The following is a 17,536-nucleotide window of genomic DNA, read 5'->3' on the forward strand; positions in this document are numbered from 1 at the left end:
CGGCTAGTCGCGGATGGCGGGCATCGTGCCCGTGGCGTCCTCAGACTCCTGCGGCACCGGGTCCGGCAGGATCTCGCGGATCCGGTCCTGGATCTGGCGGGTGATCACCTCGGGCGCCAGCGTGCCGTCCACCACGAGGTAACGCTCGGGCGCCGCCGCCGCCAGCGCGCGGAACTCCTTGCGCACCCGCTCGTGGAACTCCAGCGGCTCCGCCTCGATCCGGTCGGCGGCCCCGCCCAGCCGGGTCAGCCCCACCTGGGGAGGCGTGTCGATGAGCACGGTCAGATGCGGCACCAGCCCGCCGGTGGCCCAAGCGTTGATCTTGGACACGTCCTTGGGGTCGAGCGCCCGCCCCGCCCCCTGGTAGGCCAGGGAGGAGTCGACGTAGCGGTCGGTGATCACGAGCGAGCCCCGGTAGAGCGCGGGACGGATCACCTTCTCCACGTGCTCGGCCCGGTCGGCGGCATAGAGCAGCGCCTCGGCCCGCGCCGACAGCCCGCGCTCGGCCGCGTCGAGCAGGATCGCCCGCAGCCGCATCCCGACCTTGGTCGAGCCCGGCTCGCGCGTCTGCACCACGTCGAAACCCTGGTCACGCAGCCAGATGGCGATCAGCCGCGACTGGGTCGTCTTGCCCGACCCCTCGCCGCCCTCGAACGCCACGAACAGCCCGGGAGCCTGCTCGGCCGCCTCCGCCGTGAACCGCTCGCCCCGCACGGTCGCGATCAGGTCGGCCGACAGGGGGACGCCCTTCCTGTCGTCCATGTGCCGCAGTGCCAGGATGCCCACGACCATCGCGAGCGCCCCGCCGATCACCAGCACCAGGTTGGAGCCGTCGAACCGGTAGGCGAACTCGCCCATCCGGAGCACGTGCACGCCGAAGATCGCCGCCAGCGGGTTGGCCACGGCGACCACCAGCAGCAACGTCACCCGCGCCGTGGACTGAAGGAACGAGAACGTACGGCCGCGCAGCCCGTCTTCGACCTCGAGCCCGATCAACGTGTAGCCGATGATCCAGGCGATGCCCGCGCAAGCCCCGAGCAGCACGGTCAGCATGACCACGATCACCAGGTTGTGCACCAGCGCGGTGGCCACGAGCACCAGCCCCGCGACCGTGATGGCCAGGCCGAACAGCCGCCGCCGCGACAGCTCGCGGAGCAGCCTGAGCCCGAAGAACATGCCCAGCGCCATGCCGGAGAACACCGCGCCGAACACCACGCCGTAGGCCGCGTCGCCGCCGCCGAGCGCCCCCACGTAGATCTTCGCGACCCCGACCACGGCCCCGCCCGCCGCGAACGCGCCCAGCATGCCGATGATCAGCCCGCGCACCAGCCGGTTGCGGCCGACGTACCGCCAGCCCTCGACGATCTGCTTGAGCACGGAAGGCGCGGAGATCGCGCCGTCGCGCTTGGGAATGCCACGCAGCGTGAAGATCAGGAAGGCCGAGACGAGGTAAGCACAGGCGTTGACGATCAGCGCCAGCCCCGTCGCGTCGCTGCCGGACGCGAACGGCATCAGGTCCTTGAACGCGTCGCCCACCACCGACAGCGCCGCGAACAGCATGGCCGCGACCGGCGCGGTGCCATACGTGACCAGCAGGTTGAGCCGGTTGGCCGACTCGAGCTGCTCCTTGGGCACCAGGTTGGGCACGGTGGCTTCCTTGGCCGGGACCCAGAACAGGTTGATGCACTCGACCAGGATGGTCGCGATGATCACCCACTGGTAGCTGATCACCCACTGGAAGCTGTAGATCAGCGGGATCGACAGCACCACGGCGAACCGGGCCAGATCGGCCACGAACATCGTCAGCCGCCGGTCGAACCGGTCGGCGAAGACGCCCGCGAGCGGCCCGAGCAGCACAGCAGGCAACATCTTGGCGATGAACACGCCGCCGACGGCCAGTGACTGCACACGGTAGTCGCCCTGCGTGATGTTGGCGGCCAGGGCGGTCAGAGCCAGGATGTTCAGCCAGTCGCCCAGACTGCACACCGACATGGCCATCCACAGCCGTCGGAACGGCGCATTGGCCAGCACGTGGGAGGGGTGGCGTCGGCCAAGGGCAGTCATGATTTCAGCGTATCCAGGAAGTGGGCGGACAACAGACGAGCCGGATATTCCGGGCTGGCTCGTGGCTGAGGGTATTACGTCCGCGGGCTCGCGCGCAGGCTACACACCTCGAATGGGCCCCGGAAAGCATCATCAATTCATAACTCCGGCCTCATGCCGGGACTCTTCCACCAATGGCCCCCACTCCGCGCGGATGGCCGCGGGCAGCACCAGCTCGCCCCACAGCTCGACGAGCAGCACCCCGTCCACGTGATCGAGCAGCTCCTGGGGCCCACCCTCGCACAGCAGCAGGGTGTAGGCGGTCCGGCGCGCGTCCCGGTCGGCCAGGTCGTAAAGCTGATCCCGGAGCCGCACGACACCCAGCGCGGCCCCGACCGGCAGCCTCCGCAACCGGCTCGGCACGTAGAACGTCCGCCCCTCGCTCACCCGGGCCGTGAAGTCGACCTTCGCCTCCAGCGCCAGCTGGAACCCCGCCGCGTCGAGAATGCGCCCCGCGGTCTCGAGCGTCGGCGACTTCCTGCCGTGCTCATAGGCCGACAGTGTGGTCCTCGACGTGCCGCTCACGCTGGCCAGGGCCCGCTGGTTCATGCTCGCCGCATCCCTGGCCTGCTTGAACAGCAGCCCGCCCCGCTTGGCCCAGAAGGCGGCGTGCGCCGCCTCCATCGGCGAAGAGACCATGCCCACCTCCGATCAGTATCCGGTCGGATACTCTACGCCACGATGACAGCCCGTGGCTACTGGATGGCGGAAAGTCAGATACGCAACTCCAGCATCGTGATCTCCGGCGGCGCCCCGACGCGTACGGGCGGGCCCCAGAACCCCGCGCCCCTGCTGACGTATACCTGCACCCCGTCGACCGTGGCCAGACCGGAGACCACAGGCTGCTGCAGCCCCACCACCAGGTTGAACGGCGCGATCTGCCCGCCGTGCGTGTGCCCTGACAACTGCAGGTCGACGCCGTGACGGGCGGCCTGTTCCACTTGCACCGGCTGGTGCGCGAGCAGCACGGTGGAGCGGCTGGTGTCCCGGCCGCCCAGCGCCTTGTCGAAGTCGGGGCCGTCGCCCGCGGACTCACCGTTGAGGTCGTTCACCCCGGCCAGGTCGAGCACGGCGCCCTGGTGCCTGATCTCCACGCGCTCGTTTCGCAGCGAGCGTACGCCGAGCTGGTCGAGCTCCTCGATCCATTCCAAGGGCCCGCTGGGGGCGAAGTACTCATGGTTACCGGTCACGAAATATGACCCATAGCGGGACTCAAGGCTCTTCAGCGGCTGCGCCAGCGCGCCCAGCTGGGCGACCGACCCGTCCACCAGGTCCCCCACGATCGCCACCACGTCGGCCTCAAGCCCGTTGATCATGCGAACGATCCGCTCGGTGTGTCCCCTGCCGGTCAGCGGTCCCAGGTGGATGTCGCTCACCACGGCGAACCGCAGGCCGCTGAGCCGCGGATCCAGCTTCGGCAGCGCCACCTTCACCCGTTCGATCACGGGGTCGCCGAGGGCGCTCGTCATGCCGTAGCCGACCGTGCTCAGCGCCCCCACCCCCGCGACGGTGGCGGTGGCCCGCCCCAGAAAGAGCCTCCTGCTCATCGGGGGCGCCTCGGGTGCGGGCTCGGGAAGCGCCGGGCCGCCCGCCATGGCCGGCACCGGCTCCGGCTCGGGCGTCGCCTGCCGCTCGGCCTTGCGCACGAAGAGCGCGGCCACCGCCCGCGGCACCTCCAGCACCACGAGGAAGACGAGCAGGTAGAACATCAGGGCCAGCCAGATGTATCCGGGCCAGGCCAGCCAGTGACCGAACTCCATCCGGGTGCCTGCGAACGTGGCCACGACAAGGGCGGTCAGACCCACCACGCCCCAGGTCAGCGCCTTGCGCAGCCGCCCAGGGCCGGTCGTGGAGCGCACCATCCGATGCCACAGATAAAAGTGCGCAAGCAGGATCAAGCCCGCGAACACCAAGACGATCACGTCATCGATGCTACTTCCGGCGGTCGCGTCCGGCGGCCGCCGGAAGTGGCGGAATGTGCACTTACGACTTGGCCGCCGGCTTCTTCGCCGCGGGCTTCTTCGCGGGCGCCTTCCTGGCGGTCGTCTTCTTGGGCGCCGGCGCCCGCTCACGCCGCTCGGCCAGCAGCTCGGCCGCCCGCTCGGTCGTGATGTCCTCGACCGTGTCGCCCTTGCGCAGCGACGCGTTCGTCTCGCCGTCGGTCACGTAGGGCCCGAACCGCCCTTCCTTCACCACAATGGGCTTCTTGGAGTTGGGGTCGTCGCCCAGCTCGCGCAACGGCGCCGCCGCGGCGGCCCGCCGCCCGCGCTGCTTGGGCTGCGCGAACAGCTCCTTGGCCTGGTCGATCGTGACGGTCAGCAGGTCTTCTTCCGAAGCCAGCGACCGGGAGTCCGTCCCCTTCTTCAGGTATGGGCCGAACTTCCCGTTGTACGCCACGACCTCCTCGCCCTCCAGCTCGCCCACGGGCCTGGGGATCGTCAGCAGCTTGAGCGCGTCCTCCAGCGTGATGGTGTCCAGCGACATCGTCTTGAACAGCGAGCTGGTGCGCGGCTTGGGAGCGTCGGCCTTCTTCGTCCGCTTCTTGGGCGTCTCCTCCTCGGGCGCCTCGGGCAGGACCTCCGTCACGTACGGCCCGTACCGGCCGTCCTTGGCCACGATCATGTTGCCGGTCACCGGGTCGTGCCCGAGCTGCCGGTCGCCCGTCGGCCGCGAGAAAAGCTCCTCGGCCTTCTCCGCCGTCAGCTCGTCGGGCGTCATGTCCTCGGGCACGTTGACCCGCGCGCCGTCCCTGTCCAGGTACGGGCCGTACCGTCCGACCCGCAGGACGATGTCCGTGCCCTTGACCGGGAACGAGCTGATCTCCTTGGCGTCGATGTCACCGAGGTCGGTGACCATCTCCTTCAGCCCCTCGTCGCCGTCGGAACCGTAGTAGAAGCGCTGCAGCTCCGGCACGCGCTCGGCCCGGTCGTTGGCGATGTCGTCGAGCACCTTCTCCATCTCGGCCGTGAAGTCGTAGTCGACCAGGTTGCCGAAGTGCTGCTCGAGCAGGTTGACCACGGCGAACGCCAGGAACGACGGCACCAGCGCCGTGCCCTTCTTGAACACGTAGCCGCGGTCGAGGATGGTCCCGATGATCGAGGCGTACGTCGAAGGCCGCCCGATCTCCCGGTCCTCCAGCTCCTTGACCAGCGACGCCTCGGTGTAACGCGCGGGCGGCTTGGTCGAGTGGCCCGCCACGTCGAGCCTGCTGACGCTCAGCGCGTCGCCTTCCTCCAGGTTGGGCAGCCGCTTCTCGGAGTCGTCACGGTCGGTCGAGGGATCGTCGGCCCCCTCGACGTACGCCTTGAGGAACCCGTAGAACGTGATCGTCCGGCCGGAGGCGCTGAACTCGACGTCCTCGCCCGACGACGACCTGCCGCTCACCTTGACCGTGACCGACTCGCCGACCGCGTCCTTCATCTGCGAGGAGACCGTCCGCTGCCAGATCAGCTCGTACAGCCGGAACATGTCGCCCGACAGCCCGGTCTCGCCCGGCGTGCGGAACTCCTCACCCGACGGCCGGATCGCCTCGTGCGCCTCCTGCGCGCTCTTCACCTTGCTGCTGTAGACGCGCGGCTTGTCGGGCACGTACGCGGCGCCGTACAGCTTGATCGCCTGCGAACGCGCGGCCGCCACGGCGGTCTCCGACAGCGTGATGCTGTCGGTACGCATGTAGGTGATGAATCCATTCTCATAAAGCCGCTGCGCCACCTGCATCGTGTATTTCGCGGAGAACCCCAGCTTCCGGCTGGCCTCCTGCTGCAATGTGGTCGTCCGGAACGGCGCATAGGGCTTACGCGTGTACGGCTTGCGCTCGACGGACTTGACCGCGAACGACGAATCCCTCAGCCTGCCGGCCAGTTCGCCCGCGGCGGCCTCGGAAAGGTGGAGCACGTCGGCGTTCTTCAGCTGCCCCGTGCTGGCGAAGTCGCGGCCCTGCGCCACCCGCTTGCCGTTTACCCCGGTCAGCGTCGCCGTGAAGTCGCGCGGCCGCTCCTCGGGCTTGTTCGTGTCGAAGAGCGCCTGCAGGTCCCAGTAGTGAGCAGACGTGAACGCCATGCGCTCCCGCTCCCGCTCCACCACCAGCCTCGTCGCCACCGACTGCACGCGACCTGCGGACAGGCGGGGCTTGACCTTCTTCCACAGGACCGGGCTGACCTCGTAGCCGTAGAGGCGGTCGAGGATGCGCCGCGTCTCCTGGGCATCCACGAGGCGGAGGTTGAGGTCGCGCGGGTTGGCCACGGCATCCTGGATGGCCTGGGGGGTGATCTCGTGGAACACCATGCGGTGCACGGGGACCTTGGGCTTGAGCACCTCGCGCAGATGCCAGGCGATGGCCTCGCCCTCGCGGTCCTCGTCGGTGGCCAGATAGAGCTCGTCAGCGTCCTTGAGCAACTGCCGCAGCTTGTTGACCTGCGACCGTTTGTCGGGGTTGACGACGTACAGCGGCTCGAACTCGTGCTCGACGTTGACCCCGAGTCGCGCCCACGGCGCGCCCTTGTACTTCTCGGGGATGTCGTCGGCCTTCTCCGGCAGGTCGCGGATGTGGCCGATGCTCGATTCGACGATGTAGCCGCGCCCGAGGTACCCCGCGATCGTCTTCGCCTTGGCCGGCGACTCGACGATCACCAGGCGTGTTCCGCCGGCGCTGCCGTTCTTGGCTGGCACGCTGCTTCCTACCTCGCTGTTCGCTTGCAAAATCCCCCTGCCGGGAGTCGGCACAGACTGAAAGGTAACCCGACTCGCGGAAATTTCCTTCCCCCGCGGGCTACCCACTAGCTTCCGGGTCCACCCACAAGCACGCAGAATAAGGCCCATCGAGCGGCATGGCGCCCTGACTCACCCTGGAGACTAATCGTTGTGCTCGACTACTCCTACATGGATATCTTCATTCCGCGCGACCTCACTCGCGAAGCAGCACGTCAACTGCTGACCGAACACGCAGAGTACGGCCAGTGGGAGCTCGCCCGCGTACGTGTGCACCCCGACGGGAGTCGTCACGTACGGCTACGTCGCAAGGTCATGCGGGTACGCAGCACGCTCTGAACATGGGCATGGCTTTGCCCGTCCCGGGCCGCGCCCCCGGAACGGGCAAAGCGTCTATCGCTGACTACTCACGGACTGTGAGCAGCAGCCGAACTTTGTATAGGTTCTGTCTGATTCCCTTACTTCCGGCCGAACCGGAAGCGGCGGGCGGTCGCGAACAGCGCGGCGGAGGCGGCGAACATCGAGCCGAGCACGAGGGCGAGCAGGGAGCTCGAGTTCATTCCGGTGAGGCCGGCGGGCTGCTCGGCGCTCATCAGGCCCAGACCGCTGACCGGCAGGCTGTTGACGGGCAGGCCGCGGGTGGCCGAGGTGACCGCGCCGCCGACCGGGGTGGAGGCCACCAGCTGGGTCGCCGGGTCGAGCACGGACACGGCACCGGCCGGGGTGGCGGGGCGCCGGGCGCCGTCGGCGGAGCTGGCCACGCGGGTCTTCTTCGGGTGGGCCGGGGCCTGCGCCTGGGCGGGCAGGCCGGGCAGCTCGGGCAGGCCCGGCAGGCCGAACGTGCTGGAGACGTCCTCGACCAGCGGCAGCGAGGTCACGCCCAGTTGCTGCGGGACTCCGCCGACGCCCTGCACCTTCTGCGTGACCCCGGCGACGTCCTGCAGGCCGCCCATGGCCGGGACAGCGGGGAGCGTGGGCAGCAGCCCGCGCTTGGCCTCCTTGGTCGCGGTGGCGCTGAAGTGGCCGTACCCGATCGGGCCGCCGTGTTCCGGCTTGCCGACGTTCGCCCCGCCGAGGCACCCGGCCGCGGCGTCGCCCAGCACGGCCACCGCGTTGCCGCAGACGTTGATGGGAGCGGTGATCGGCGCGATCACCTGGTTGCCGGCGAGCACCCCGCCGCGGCCGGAGGTGCGGTTGCCGCCGCCCCCGGTGTTGCCGGCCTTGGCGCCGCCCTTGCAGTGGGCGTCGGACCTGCCGAGCACCGCGGCCGCGTTGCCGCAGATGTTGATCGGGGCAGTGATCGGCGCGATCACCTGGTTGCCGGCGAGCACCCCGCCGCGACCGGAGGTGTAGTTGCCGCCCGCGCCCCTGCCACCGTTCTTCACGCTGGCCCCGCCCTTGCATCCGGCGAACGCGTGGCCGAGCACGGCCACCGCGTTGCCGCAGACGTTGATCGGGGCAGTGATCGGCGCGACCACCTGGTTGCCGGCGAGCACCCCGCCCCGGCCCGAGGTGACGTTGTCGGCCGCCCCTGAGCCGCCGCCGCTGTTCTCGACCTTGGCGCCGCCCAGGCACCCGGCGGGAGCGTTGCCGACGGCGTTGCCGCAGACGTCCACGGGCAGGCTGATCGGGGCGATGACCTGGTTGCCGCTCCCGACCCCGAAGCGCCCGTCGGTGTCGTTGCCGGTCGAGCCCACGGCCTTGTGGTAGCCGTGCGAGCCGCCGTTGTTGCTCACGGTGGAGCCGCCCTTGCAGCCGGCGAACGCCCGCCCCAACACCGCCACGGAGTTGCCGCAGATGTTGATCGGTGCGCTGATCGGCGCGATGACCTGGTTGCCGCCGAGCACGCTGCCGTTGCCCGAGGTACGGTTGCCGCCGGCGCCCACCCCGGTGTTGTGGACGCTGGATCCGCCCTTGCAGCCCGCCGTCGCCTCGCCGAAGATCGCGACCGCGTTGCCGCAGACGTTCAGCGGCGCGGAGATCGGCGCGGTGATCTGGTTGCCGCCGAGCACGCTGCCGTCGCCCGAGGTGCGGTTGCCACCCGCGCCGCCCTTGCCCTGGTTACGGACGGTGGCACCGCCCTTGCACCCCGCGTCGGACTTGCCGATCAGCGACACGGCGTTGCCGCAGGCGTTGATCGGGGCGCTGATGGGCGCGGTGATCTGGTTGCCGCCGAGCACGCTGCCGTTGCCCGAGGTCTTGTTGGAGATGCCGCCCCTGTTGACGACCGTCGCGCCGCCCTGAGAGGAGGCATGGGACGAGCCGACCGCGGCGATGGAGTTGCCGCTGATGTCGATGGGGAGGGAGATCGGCAGGTCGACCTGGTTGCCGCCGCCGACGGACCCGTCGCCCGAGGTGTCGGCCAGCGCGGTGCTGGTGCCGCCGAACGACATGACGGCCACCGCGAGGAGGGCCGCAGGAGTAGATGCCTTTGCCCACGTACGCATGATGAATGCTCCTAGTGGTTCTTCTTGGGGGGATACCTGAACGGATCGCGGGCAGCCGAGGCCGTATGAGGTTTCGCGCACAGCGGAGACCCCGGATCAGCTTCGCGAACCAGCTGAACTGACGTGTTTCACCCGTCGGCGAAGGGGTGTCAGACCACGCTCCGCCGCACTACTTCGTGATTCGTGAAGGACCGGTTCTGGCTGAAGAAAAGACCGGCACCTGGGCGGGGGTCAGTCAGGTGAGAAAGAGGGGTCGTCCGCCGCTGTGCGGACGACGGGGGGAAGCACGCGCGCCAGGAGGGCGCGCCGCGCCTGGAGCCGCGGGTCGAACACGGACCTCGCGACATCCCCCGCAGCGGCCCCGAACGGGCCGCCGGCACCGCCATTGGGCACCAAGCCGTTGGTGTCCAGGATCTTTCCGGCGGTGGATGGTGTTGGCAGGCCAGGATCCCGCTGGCTGTTCAGCCCGTCAACCGTACGCCCGGCCATGGCCTCGGCGTTGTCGGACTCCGAGACACGGTCCGGACGGGTGAAGGATTGAGTCGCCGCGGCGTCACTCACCGCGGCCTCAGTGGTGGCGGCCTCCAGGGCCGCCGTCGCTTTGGCAGCCACCGCCACTTTGGCAGCAGCCATTGTTTGGGCAGCCGCCGGGTCGGCGGTGAGCATGCCGAACACGACAGCAAGCAGCCACCCGGCGGCCACCAGGGCGCCAATCGTGACTGCCCGCACAAGGAGCCGACGGGCACCGGCCGCGAACCGCGCCATCCGGTCAACCCGATCGGTGGTCGCGTCCTGCGCCGGGACGGTCACGGGCAGGCGATGCGCACGGAGGGTCATCGCCCTCAGCTGCAGCACCACCACGCTCGCCACGTGACCTCCCGCATTCCAGAACCGGCCTCAGTCGTGAGGCCAGTCCGTGGACTCACCCCTCAACGGTCCGTAACCGTAGCAGCACCCAAGGTTGCCGCAAGCGCTTTTCACCTGAGAGCCAGAAATTCACCAACTCCCCCAACCGCAAACCGCCCCCAACTGCCCCAATACCCTCCGCCATACGCCATCCGGAGGCCAGCCGCACCCCACCAAAGCCCCATCGGAAGCCCCCGCCGTCCCCACTTCGAGGTCTCGGAGATTCTCGGTATGAAGCAGTCCTCAGAGTTTGCTAACCTTACTGAGCCGACGCGGGATGACGGTCTCGCGTGCAGGCACCAAGTCCGGGTGGCGGAATAGGCAGACGCGCTAGCTTGAGGTGCTAGTGCCCAGTGATGGGCATGGGGGTTCAAGTCCCCCCTCGGACACAGGATTACCCCATGAAGAGCCTGCCCTGAGGGGCGGGCTCTTCTGCATTGAGCTCAGTTACGACACGGGTCGCCGCGTGGCAGACGATCACCAGGCCATTGGCTCGTAATGCAGAGACGATCTCCATCGGCCCTTCCCGCCCTCTGCCGCCGACATGCGCTAACAGCTCTGCCAGCAGCCGGTCCTCACGTAAGTACAGGAACTTCGGGCCGGACGCCTCGCGAGGTCTGGCGCTAGTGTAGCCGTGGCGGCACCGATATCCCGGACGTCCGTTCACCCAATGCGAATCCAGACGGCGCCCGCAGAACCCGCACTTCAGTAGGCCCGCGAGCAGATAGACGCGCGGACTGCCGTCCTGGGTGGGTCGAGCAGCCCGGATCGCCTGCGCGGCGACGAAGTCGCCGTCGCTGACCAGTGCCGGATGGCTCCGCTTCGTCGAGATCGCCCACTCTTGGGGAGCGTTCCAGCCACGCTGCGTTGCATCGGTGACGCTGCCGCTCCGGCGGTTCCAGACCTGGCGGCCGGTATAGCGAGGATTGCCGAGGATCGCCGTAACTGTACGTAACGTCCAAACATGTCCAGACCGGTGCCGGTTACGCTCGCGATCCACGTCCGAGGGGCACGGGACGCCGCGTTCGTTCAGCCTCCGGGCGATCCCCGCCACGCTGACACCCGCCAGTCGCTGCGCGAACATCCACCGTACGTGCGGTGCCGTGGCCGGGTCGGCGTCAAGCCGGTGCAGACGGCGTCCCCAGCGGGCGTGCGCCCGGTTCGGATGCGGACCCGCGTCTACCAAGCGGTAGCCGTACGGCGGCCGTCCACCGAGAAAGCGTCCCTGATCGGCAGCCTGGTTCCGCATCGCGGCCAGCACGCGGTAGCGAGCCCGCAGCACCTCACGCTGTGATTGCCCGCCCAGCAACAGCATCAACGCCTGATGCATCGGACTCTCCGGATCTACCGGCCCACCCGTCTCCGGCATCCACAGCTGGACACCGTAGGTCTGAAAGAGCGGCAGAAGCTGCGTGAGCTGATCCCCGCAGAACGCTCTTTCATACTCGCCGACCACGATCGCGTCCCAGCCACGGCCCGGATCGGTCAGAGCCATCAGCAGCTCGGCGGACTGCGGCCGCTCGCTCCACGGTAACCGCCGCGAATATCCGATATCCACGAACTCAGCCACGATCATGCCCCGACCCGTGACCAGGATCTGCGCCGCCTCACGCTGCCACCCACACGAGGAGACGGGATCCTGGAAATCCTCGGTGGAGGTCCGCGCGTAGAGGGCGAACCGCAACGGCCCGTCCTTCGAACGATGACGAGGAGATCGCGGACTGATGACCTTGCGCTGGACCCAGCTGTCGAACAAAGAGGACATATCTAGTTGACGCAGGAATGCGCCGCCTACGGCACCACACCGTGAGGCATCATGGAGAGGCTCAACGACGTGATCCAGGAGGTGAGCATGGCCATCGATCGGTTCACCACGCCGCTGTACGGCATCGCCGAAGCTGCCGGCTACCTCGCGATCCCCGCCTCCACCTTCACCAGTTGGGCCTTCGGTTACCAACGCCGTCAGCGTGACGGCCGTGCGATCCGCGCCAAGCCGGTCATCACCGCCACCCGCGCAGAACGGCCGAACGAGGCGTCCGTGCCCTTCATCGGCTTGGCCGAGGGCTATGCCCTGGCCGCGTTTCGGCAGGCTGGCGTACCACTGCAGCGCATCCGGCCGGCAATCGACGCATTGCAGCGCGAGCTCGGCCTGGAACACGCCCTGGCCAGCCGTCGACTCTTCACCGACGGCGCCGAAGTCCTCTACGACTACGCCGAGCACGTCGGCGACGACTCGGCCCGCGAACTGGTCGTCGTCCGCAACAACCAACGAGTCTTCACCGAGATCGTGCAGAACTACCTGCGCCGCGTGCACTTCGCACACGACGGATACGCCGAAGTGATCACGCTTCCGCAATACCGCGTCGCCGAGGTCACGATAGATGCCCGCCATGCCTTCGGCCGGCCCCGGTTCGCCCGCGGGGGCGCCAAGATCGAGGACGCGATCGACCTGTTCCGGGCCGGAGAGCCCGTCGATGTCGTGGCGGAGGAGTACGGGCTCACCCGCGACGAGATCGAGGATGTCCTGCGTGTCGCCACCCGAACAGCCGCGTAGGTTCTTCGTCGATCGCAGTCTCGGCCGGCTCGCCGTGCCCAAGCTGCTACGTGAAGCCGGGTGGGACTTGATCACCCTGGCCGAACACTACGGCGTCCCCCAGGACGAGACCATCGAAGACACCCGCTGGATCGAAGACAGCGCCAAGCTCGGCTGGGCCGTCCTCATGAAGGACAAACGCATCCGCTACCGGCAAGCAGGGATCGCCACGGTCATCGAGCATCAGGCCCGCTGTTTCGTCATCACCCGCGGCGATCTCACCTCCGCCGCCTACGCCGAACGCTTCATCACCAACCAGCAGGCCGTCTTCGCCGCCTCCAACAGTCCTGGCCCCTTCATCTACGCCGTCCACACTGACCGACTCGAGCGCCTGTATCCCCCACATCACTGACGCCTGCGTTCCCTGCCAGTTTCCTGGAGGCCCGCCAAACAGATCGCCGCCGCCCTCAACGCCGAACGACTCACACTCCGCCTCCTCCCATGATCAGGTGGCGGGCACCAGTAAGCCGCGTTGAGGTCCCGATCGCGGTCTTCGGCATTCGCGGACGTCACTCCTGAAGGCCCCACCGGAGCGCTCTCCTTGCGCAGTAATTTGGTGCCGCGATGAAGGAGTGATTCCATGCCCGACATGGCTCGTGAACGAGTGGCCGAGTTACTCACCGCGTCGGCGGAGCCCGCTGCGTACAGCGCCTTGCGAAAGCTTCAAAAGACCGATCTCTCGGTGGCGGTCGATGGGCTCGGCCCACTGCGGTTTCCCGTCGCCGATGAGCAGGCGGTCCAGCTGCGCGAGCTCGGCCGCCGGGCGCGGTTCGGGCGGGGTGAGCAGACCCTGACCGACCCAGAGGTGCGCGACACCTGGGAGATCCCCAAGGAGCTGGTGCGCATTGAATGGACGGAAGCGTTCACGACCGTCCTCGACGGGATGCGCGCGGAACTAGGGCTGCCATCGCACTGCCGGCTCATCCCCGAGCTGCATTCCATGCTCCTGTACGAGACCGGGCAGTTCTTCGTCCCGCACCAGGACTCCGAGAAGGACGACGCCATGGTCGCGACCTTGGTGGTGTCGCTGCCGTCCGCGCACACCGACGGCGAGCTCGTGGTCGAGCATCAGGGCCAGACCAAGAAGTACCGGGGGCTGAAGACCGCGGTCTCACTGGTGGCCTTCTACTCCGATTGCCGGCACCAGGTTCTTCCCGTCAAAAAGGGCAACCGTGTCACCCTCACCTACAACCTGCTCCTGGCAGGAGACAGCCAGGCCGCGGCGGCCGAAAATCCGCTGGTCAGCGAGCTCGCGGCCGATCTTTTCACGCACTTCGCCACCCCGGTCGTCCTGCCCCACAGCTCCCGCCGGGGGGAACCACCGGCGCGGCTGGCGTATCTCCTCGACCACGAGTACACCGCCCGCGGGCTGAGCTGGTCCCGGCTGAAGGGATCAGACGCCGCGCGGGGCGCCCTGCTGCGCGCCGCGGCCGAGCGGGCGGACTGTGAGATCACTCTGGCCCTCGCGGAGATCCAGGAGACCTGGGACGCCTACGACCCCGACGAGGACGAGGACGCGTGGTACGGCCACCACGAGGACGAGGATCCCGACGACTACGAGGACCCGGGCAGCACGGACGACAAGCAGTACGTCCTCCAGGACCTGATCGAGACCTCCACCACCCTCGCCCACTGGATCGACCCGGAAACGGGGCGGCTGGAGGACATCTCGCTGGACCTCAGCGACGCCGAGGTGGCCTCGACGACCCCAACGGCCGACATGACGCCCTACTCCTCCGAGTACGAGGGCTACATGGGCAACTACGGCAACACCCTTGACCGCTGGTACCGGCGGGCGGCGCTGGTCATCTGGCCCCGGAGCCAGGGCTTCGCCAGCCGGGCCGAGGCGTCTCCAGGATGGGCGCTGGACGAACTCGCCGCGACGGCCCGTGCCGGGAAGATCGCGGAGGCTCGTGAGGCGGCGCGGTCGCTGGAGTCCTTCTGGCACGCCGCCGGCCGTTACCCCGGCCAGACCGAATTGGTCGGCAAGGCGCTGGAAGCGGCCAGGGAGCTGGATGACGCGCAGGTCGCGACCATGCTGCTGCGGCCGTTCGCGCTGGAGCGGCTGGTCCCTCCTCATGGTCCGGCATTCGCGGCCCTGGCCACGCACTACGGCGACATCTGGATGGACGGCCTGCTGCGCCACTGGACAGAGGGCTGGCGGCCCGGATCCTACGGTCTCGCTCAGGCACCGTTGGAGTGGTTCGAAGATCTCCCACGGCTGTGTGCCGCGCTCTCGGCGGAGGGGAACGCGTCCACCGCAGCCGCCCGCCGCATCGTCGAACTGTCATGGACGATGTTCGCGGGCCAGGTCGCTCCGGCACTCGACGGGCCGCTCACCTCCCGGCGGGAAGCATGGCTGACCGCCTTGGGGGCGCCCTGCTCCGGGATCATCGCGGCTGCGGCCGGGCTGGAATCGACGGGCGTTCTGGAGAACGCCCACAAGCTCGCGCGAACGGCCGGTGATCGGGCGCACGCCCTGGCGATGGCGACGCTGCGTGCCGCCGGGACGCGCCAAGGGGGCTTCGGCGAGCTGGCCCTCTACTGTGCCGATCGAATCCGCGCATTACTGGCGCAGCCACAACACGCGCCGGGCGACTGGTCGATCAAGCTGCCCACCGGATGCGCGTGCGAGCTGTGCGAGACGCTCGGCACGTTCCTCCGAGACCCTGAGCGACGCGCTCTCGACTGGCCGCTCGCGAAGGACAGGCGCACGCATGTCCACGCCAGGATCGATGAGGCTGAGCTGCCGGTCCACCACGAGACCAGGCGGCAGGGCCGCCCGTACACCCTGGTACTGACCAAGACCGAAGCCCTGTTCGAACGTGAGCGTCTCGCCCGCGAGCGCCACCAAGCGGATCTGGCCTGGCTCACCGATGAGTGGAAGGTCTCCACCTGATCCGTCACGGACATGGTCGGGCCACGTGAATGTGGTGTACGGGAATGTGGATGGCGGCAGGCCATGTGCGGCCGGTGGCGCTCAGTCCTCGGACACGTATCTTTTCACTATGTGAGGGCTGAGATGGATCTCGGCCCTCACATTTGTTTGATCAGGGTGATAGGTCAGCCGTAGACCCATGCGCCGGTAGGTCTCGTTCTTGAACTCCGCCGAATCCTCGGTGATGGCTCGGGCCATGTCGCCGATCTCGGTCACCAGGGCGGCGATCTCGCTTCTGGACAATTGATCTTGCGGCACGAGGTAGCGGTGCTGCGCCGCCAAGGCACCGCGCCAAGGCCCACCTGGCCGACCGCGCGCTACTCGCCGCCCTCGCCCGCCTACTCCCCCGTGTACTGCGCAGCCACCGGATCGTCTCCCCACGCACTCTCCTTGTCTGGCACCGGCGGCTCACCAAGAAGAAGTGGACACAGCCGCCGTCCGCGGGATGCCCTCCAGTTCCAGAGGAACTGTGCAAACTGATCATGCGGCTCGGCACCGAGAACCCGCACTGGGGCTTCCGAAGAGTGCACGGCGAACTGCGCCGCCTCGGACACAAAATCAGCCCGGCCACCGTCCGCCGCGTCATGCGCGCTACCGGCCTGGGTCCCGCTCCGCGACGTCATCCGACGCGGGGCGAGTGGACCAGTTTCCTCAAGGCCCAAGCCGACGGCCTACTCGCCACCGACCTGTTCCACGTCGACACGATCGGACTGCAACGGCTCTACGCCCTATTCGTGATGGAAGTACGCACCCGCACGGTCCACATCCTCGGCGTCACCGCCCACCCCACCGCAGCCTGGGCCACCCAGCAGGCCCGACAGCTGCTCTGGCACCTCGGAGAGCACGCCGCCCACTTCACCCACCTCGTCCGCGACCGGGACGCGAAGTTCACTGCCGCCTTCGACGCCGTCTTCGCCAGCGAAGGCATCATCGTGGCCAAGATCCCCCCGCGTAGCCCCAACTGCAACCCGCACGCCGAGCGGTTCATACGTTCGGAACGCGAGGAGTGCACCAACCGGATCCTGCTGTTCAACCGCGGGCACGCCGAGAGGATCCTCCACAGCTACGCCCGCCACTTCAACGAGCATCGCCCCCACCAAGGCCGCCAACAGCTTGCGCCGCTGGACGACCCCGAGGTGCTGCCGCTGCCAGCAGCGCGGATCAAACGCCGGAAAGCCGTCGCAGGCCTCATCAATGAGGTAATCCCAGCGACTTTCACGTGATCATTCCGTGCTCGAAGTGGGTGAGAGCGAGCACCGCTTTGGCGAGGTCGCCGACTCGGCTGGGGCTGAGGTGGACGTGCTGAAGGGTGCGCCAGCGTTGCTCAAGAAGCGCGAAGCCGCGTTCTCCAGACAGCGAAGAGAACGAAGAAGCGCATTTCTGGTACGCGTGTCAACGTCCAGCTCTTGGCCGTCTGCGGGCTGCTTGACCGGGACGTGGACGCCGGCGCCTGCGCCTTCGTAGCCCGAGTCGGCCAGCAGCGGCATGTCCTTGAGATAAGGGCGAATGGTGGCGAGAACCTGTTCTCGCGCAGCGGTGATGTCATAAGTCGACCCGGGCAGGGCGTCGGATATCCATATCGGAAAACCGCCCGGTGTCATGAGACCTTGCAGGTTGGCGGCGAAGGCTCGGGCTTTGCCGGAGTACCAGGCGTCGATTTCCTGGCCCTTCACGCTGGTCTTCTTCTCGCCGATCCGATCGATGCGCGTCAGGGTGCCATCCAAGATCAGGTGAGGCCAGCCGTCGGCTTGGGCGCGATCCAGGGCGTGCTTGAGGCCGGCCCTCGTCCCCATTAATCGTTAATCGACGATGAAGCGCATGACGCCAGGACCCGGCGAGGCC

The 17,536-nt window shown here is 68.2% G+C and carries 14 protein-coding genes and 1 tRNA gene; 6 read left to right on the top strand and 9 right to left on the bottom strand.

Annotated features, from left to right (window positions below):
• Nucleotides 1-3: 3 nt before the first annotated feature.
• The 4 genes from tmk to topA all read right to left on the bottom strand — a co-directional run bounded on the left by tmk (nt 4) and on the right by topA (nt 6,771).
• A complete protein-coding gene (tmk, locus tag AB0J09_RS00925) occupies nt 4-2,064 on the bottom strand; it encodes a dTMP kinase (RefSeq protein ID WP_360683071.1) in 2,061 nt (686 codons plus the stop codon).
• 132 nt (nt 2,065-2,196) lie between these two features.
• A complete protein-coding gene (locus AB0J09_RS00930; protein WP_360683073.1) occupies nt 2,197-2,742 on the bottom strand; it encodes a helix-turn-helix domain-containing protein in 546 nt (181 codons plus the stop codon).
• 74 nt (nt 2,743-2,816) lie between these two features.
• A complete protein-coding gene (locus AB0J09_RS00935) occupies nt 2,817-4,025 on the bottom strand; it encodes a metallophosphoesterase (RefSeq protein WP_360683075.1) in 1,209 nt (402 codons plus the stop codon).
• 61 nt (nt 4,026-4,086) lie between these two features.
• On the bottom strand, nt 4,087-6,771 hold the full coding sequence (gene topA / locus AB0J09_RS00940; protein WP_360683077.1) for a type I DNA topoisomerase: 2,685 nt from the start codon (nt 6,769-6,771) through the stop codon (nt 4,087-4,089).
• A 192-nt stretch (nt 6,772-6,963) separates the two neighbouring features.
• Between topA and AB0J09_RS00945 the strand changes: the two genes are divergently transcribed.
• On the top strand, nt 6,964-7,149 hold the full coding sequence (locus AB0J09_RS00945; protein ID WP_055508738.1) for a DUF5703 family protein: 186 nt from the start codon (nt 6,964-6,966) through the stop codon (nt 7,147-7,149).
• A gap of 119 nt (nt 7,150-7,268) precedes the next feature.
• Here AB0J09_RS00945 and AB0J09_RS00950 read toward each other — a convergent pair whose 3' ends face one another.
• Nucleotides 7,269-9,257 (bottom strand): chaplin family protein, encoded by a 1,989-nt coding sequence (locus tag AB0J09_RS00950; protein ID WP_360683079.1) that lies wholly within the window; start codon nt 9,255-9,257, stop codon nt 7,269-7,271.
• Nucleotides 9,258-9,488: 231 nt separating this feature from the next.
• On the bottom strand, nt 9,489-10,127 hold the full coding sequence (locus AB0J09_RS00955) for a hypothetical protein (protein WP_360683081.1): 639 nt from the start codon (nt 10,125-10,127) through the stop codon (nt 9,489-9,491).
• A gap of 339 nt (nt 10,128-10,466) precedes the next feature.
• Here AB0J09_RS00955 and AB0J09_RS00960 point away from each other — a divergent pair.
• A tRNA-Leu gene (locus AB0J09_RS00960) sits at nt 10,467-10,552 on the top strand.
• A 5-nt stretch (nt 10,553-10,557) separates the two neighbouring features.
• Here AB0J09_RS00960 and AB0J09_RS00965 read toward each other — a convergent pair.
• Nucleotides 10,558-11,847 (bottom strand): recombinase family protein, encoded by a 1,290-nt coding sequence (locus tag AB0J09_RS00965; protein ID WP_360683083.1) that lies wholly within the window; start codon nt 11,845-11,847, stop codon nt 10,558-10,560.
• A 132-nt stretch (nt 11,848-11,979) separates the two neighbouring features.
• Here AB0J09_RS00965 and AB0J09_RS00970 point away from each other — a divergent pair, with 132 nt between their 5' ends.
• The 3 genes from AB0J09_RS00970 (at nt 11,980) to AB0J09_RS00980 (ending at nt 15,655) form a co-directional block, all read left to right on the top strand.
• Nucleotides 11,980-12,717 carry a DUF433 domain-containing protein gene (locus AB0J09_RS00970; protein ID WP_360683085.1) on the top strand — a complete coding sequence of 246 codons (738 nt, stop codon included), beginning with the start codon at nt 11,980-11,982 and terminating at the stop codon, nt 12,715-12,717.
• Nucleotides 12,692-13,108, top strand: coding sequence for a hypothetical protein (locus tag AB0J09_RS00975; RefSeq protein ID WP_360683087.1), 417 nt, complete (start codon nt 12,692-12,694; stop codon nt 13,106-13,108). Before AB0J09_RS00970 ends, AB0J09_RS00975 begins: the two co-directional genes overlap by 26 nt.
• Before the next feature lie 228 nt (nt 13,109-13,336).
• Nucleotides 13,337-15,655 (top strand): 2OG-Fe(II) oxygenase, encoded by a 2,319-nt coding sequence (locus AB0J09_RS00980; RefSeq protein WP_360683089.1) that lies wholly within the window; start codon nt 13,337-13,339, stop codon nt 15,653-15,655.
• Between the two features lie 81 nt (nt 15,656-15,736).
• Here the strand turns inward: AB0J09_RS00980 and AB0J09_RS00985 are convergent, their stop codons facing one another.
• Complete coding sequence (locus AB0J09_RS00985; RefSeq protein ID WP_360683091.1) at nt 15,737-15,976, bottom strand: hypothetical protein; 240 nt, start codon at nt 15,974-15,976, stop codon at nt 15,737-15,739.
• Nucleotides 15,977-16,170: 194 nt separating this feature from the next.
• On the opposite strand from AB0J09_RS00985, the gene AB0J09_RS00990 reads away from it, so the two are divergent.
• Complete coding sequence (locus tag AB0J09_RS00990) at nt 16,171-16,917, top strand: integrase core domain-containing protein (RefSeq protein WP_360683131.1); 747 nt, start codon at nt 16,171-16,173, stop codon at nt 16,915-16,917.
• Here the strand turns inward: AB0J09_RS00990 and AB0J09_RS00995 are convergent, their stop codons facing one another.
• A complete protein-coding gene (locus tag AB0J09_RS00995) occupies nt 16,918-17,418 on the bottom strand; it encodes a transposase family protein (RefSeq protein ID WP_360683093.1) in 501 nt (166 codons plus the stop codon).
• Nucleotides 17,419-17,536 lie beyond the last annotated feature (118 nt).

It is taken from the genome of Nonomuraea sp. NPDC049784 (assembly GCF_040659615.1).
In the GTDB taxonomy this organism is placed as follows: Bacteria; Actinomycetota; Actinomycetes; order Streptosporangiales; family Streptosporangiaceae; genus Nonomuraea.

Excerpts from the sequence above, each read along its gene's own strand:
- tmk (WP_360683071.1), bottom strand. The coding sequence starts at position 2,064 with ATGACTGCCCTTGGCCGACGCCACCCCTCCCACGTGCTGGCCAATGCG.
- AB0J09_RS00930 (WP_360683073.1), bottom strand. The coding sequence starts at position 2,742 with ATGGTCTCTTCGCCGATGGAGGCGGCGCACGCCGCCTTCTGGGCCAAG.
- AB0J09_RS00950 (WP_360683079.1), bottom strand. The coding sequence starts at position 9,257 with ATGCGTACGTGGGCAAAGGCATCTACTCCTGCGGCCCTCCTCGCGGTG.
- AB0J09_RS00970 (WP_360683085.1), top strand. The coding sequence starts at position 11,980 with ATGGAGAGGCTCAACGACGTGATCCAGGAGGTGAGCATGGCCATCGAT.
- AB0J09_RS00980 (WP_360683089.1), top strand. The coding sequence starts at position 13,337 with ATGCCCGACATGGCTCGTGAACGAGTGGCCGAGTTACTCACCGCGTCG.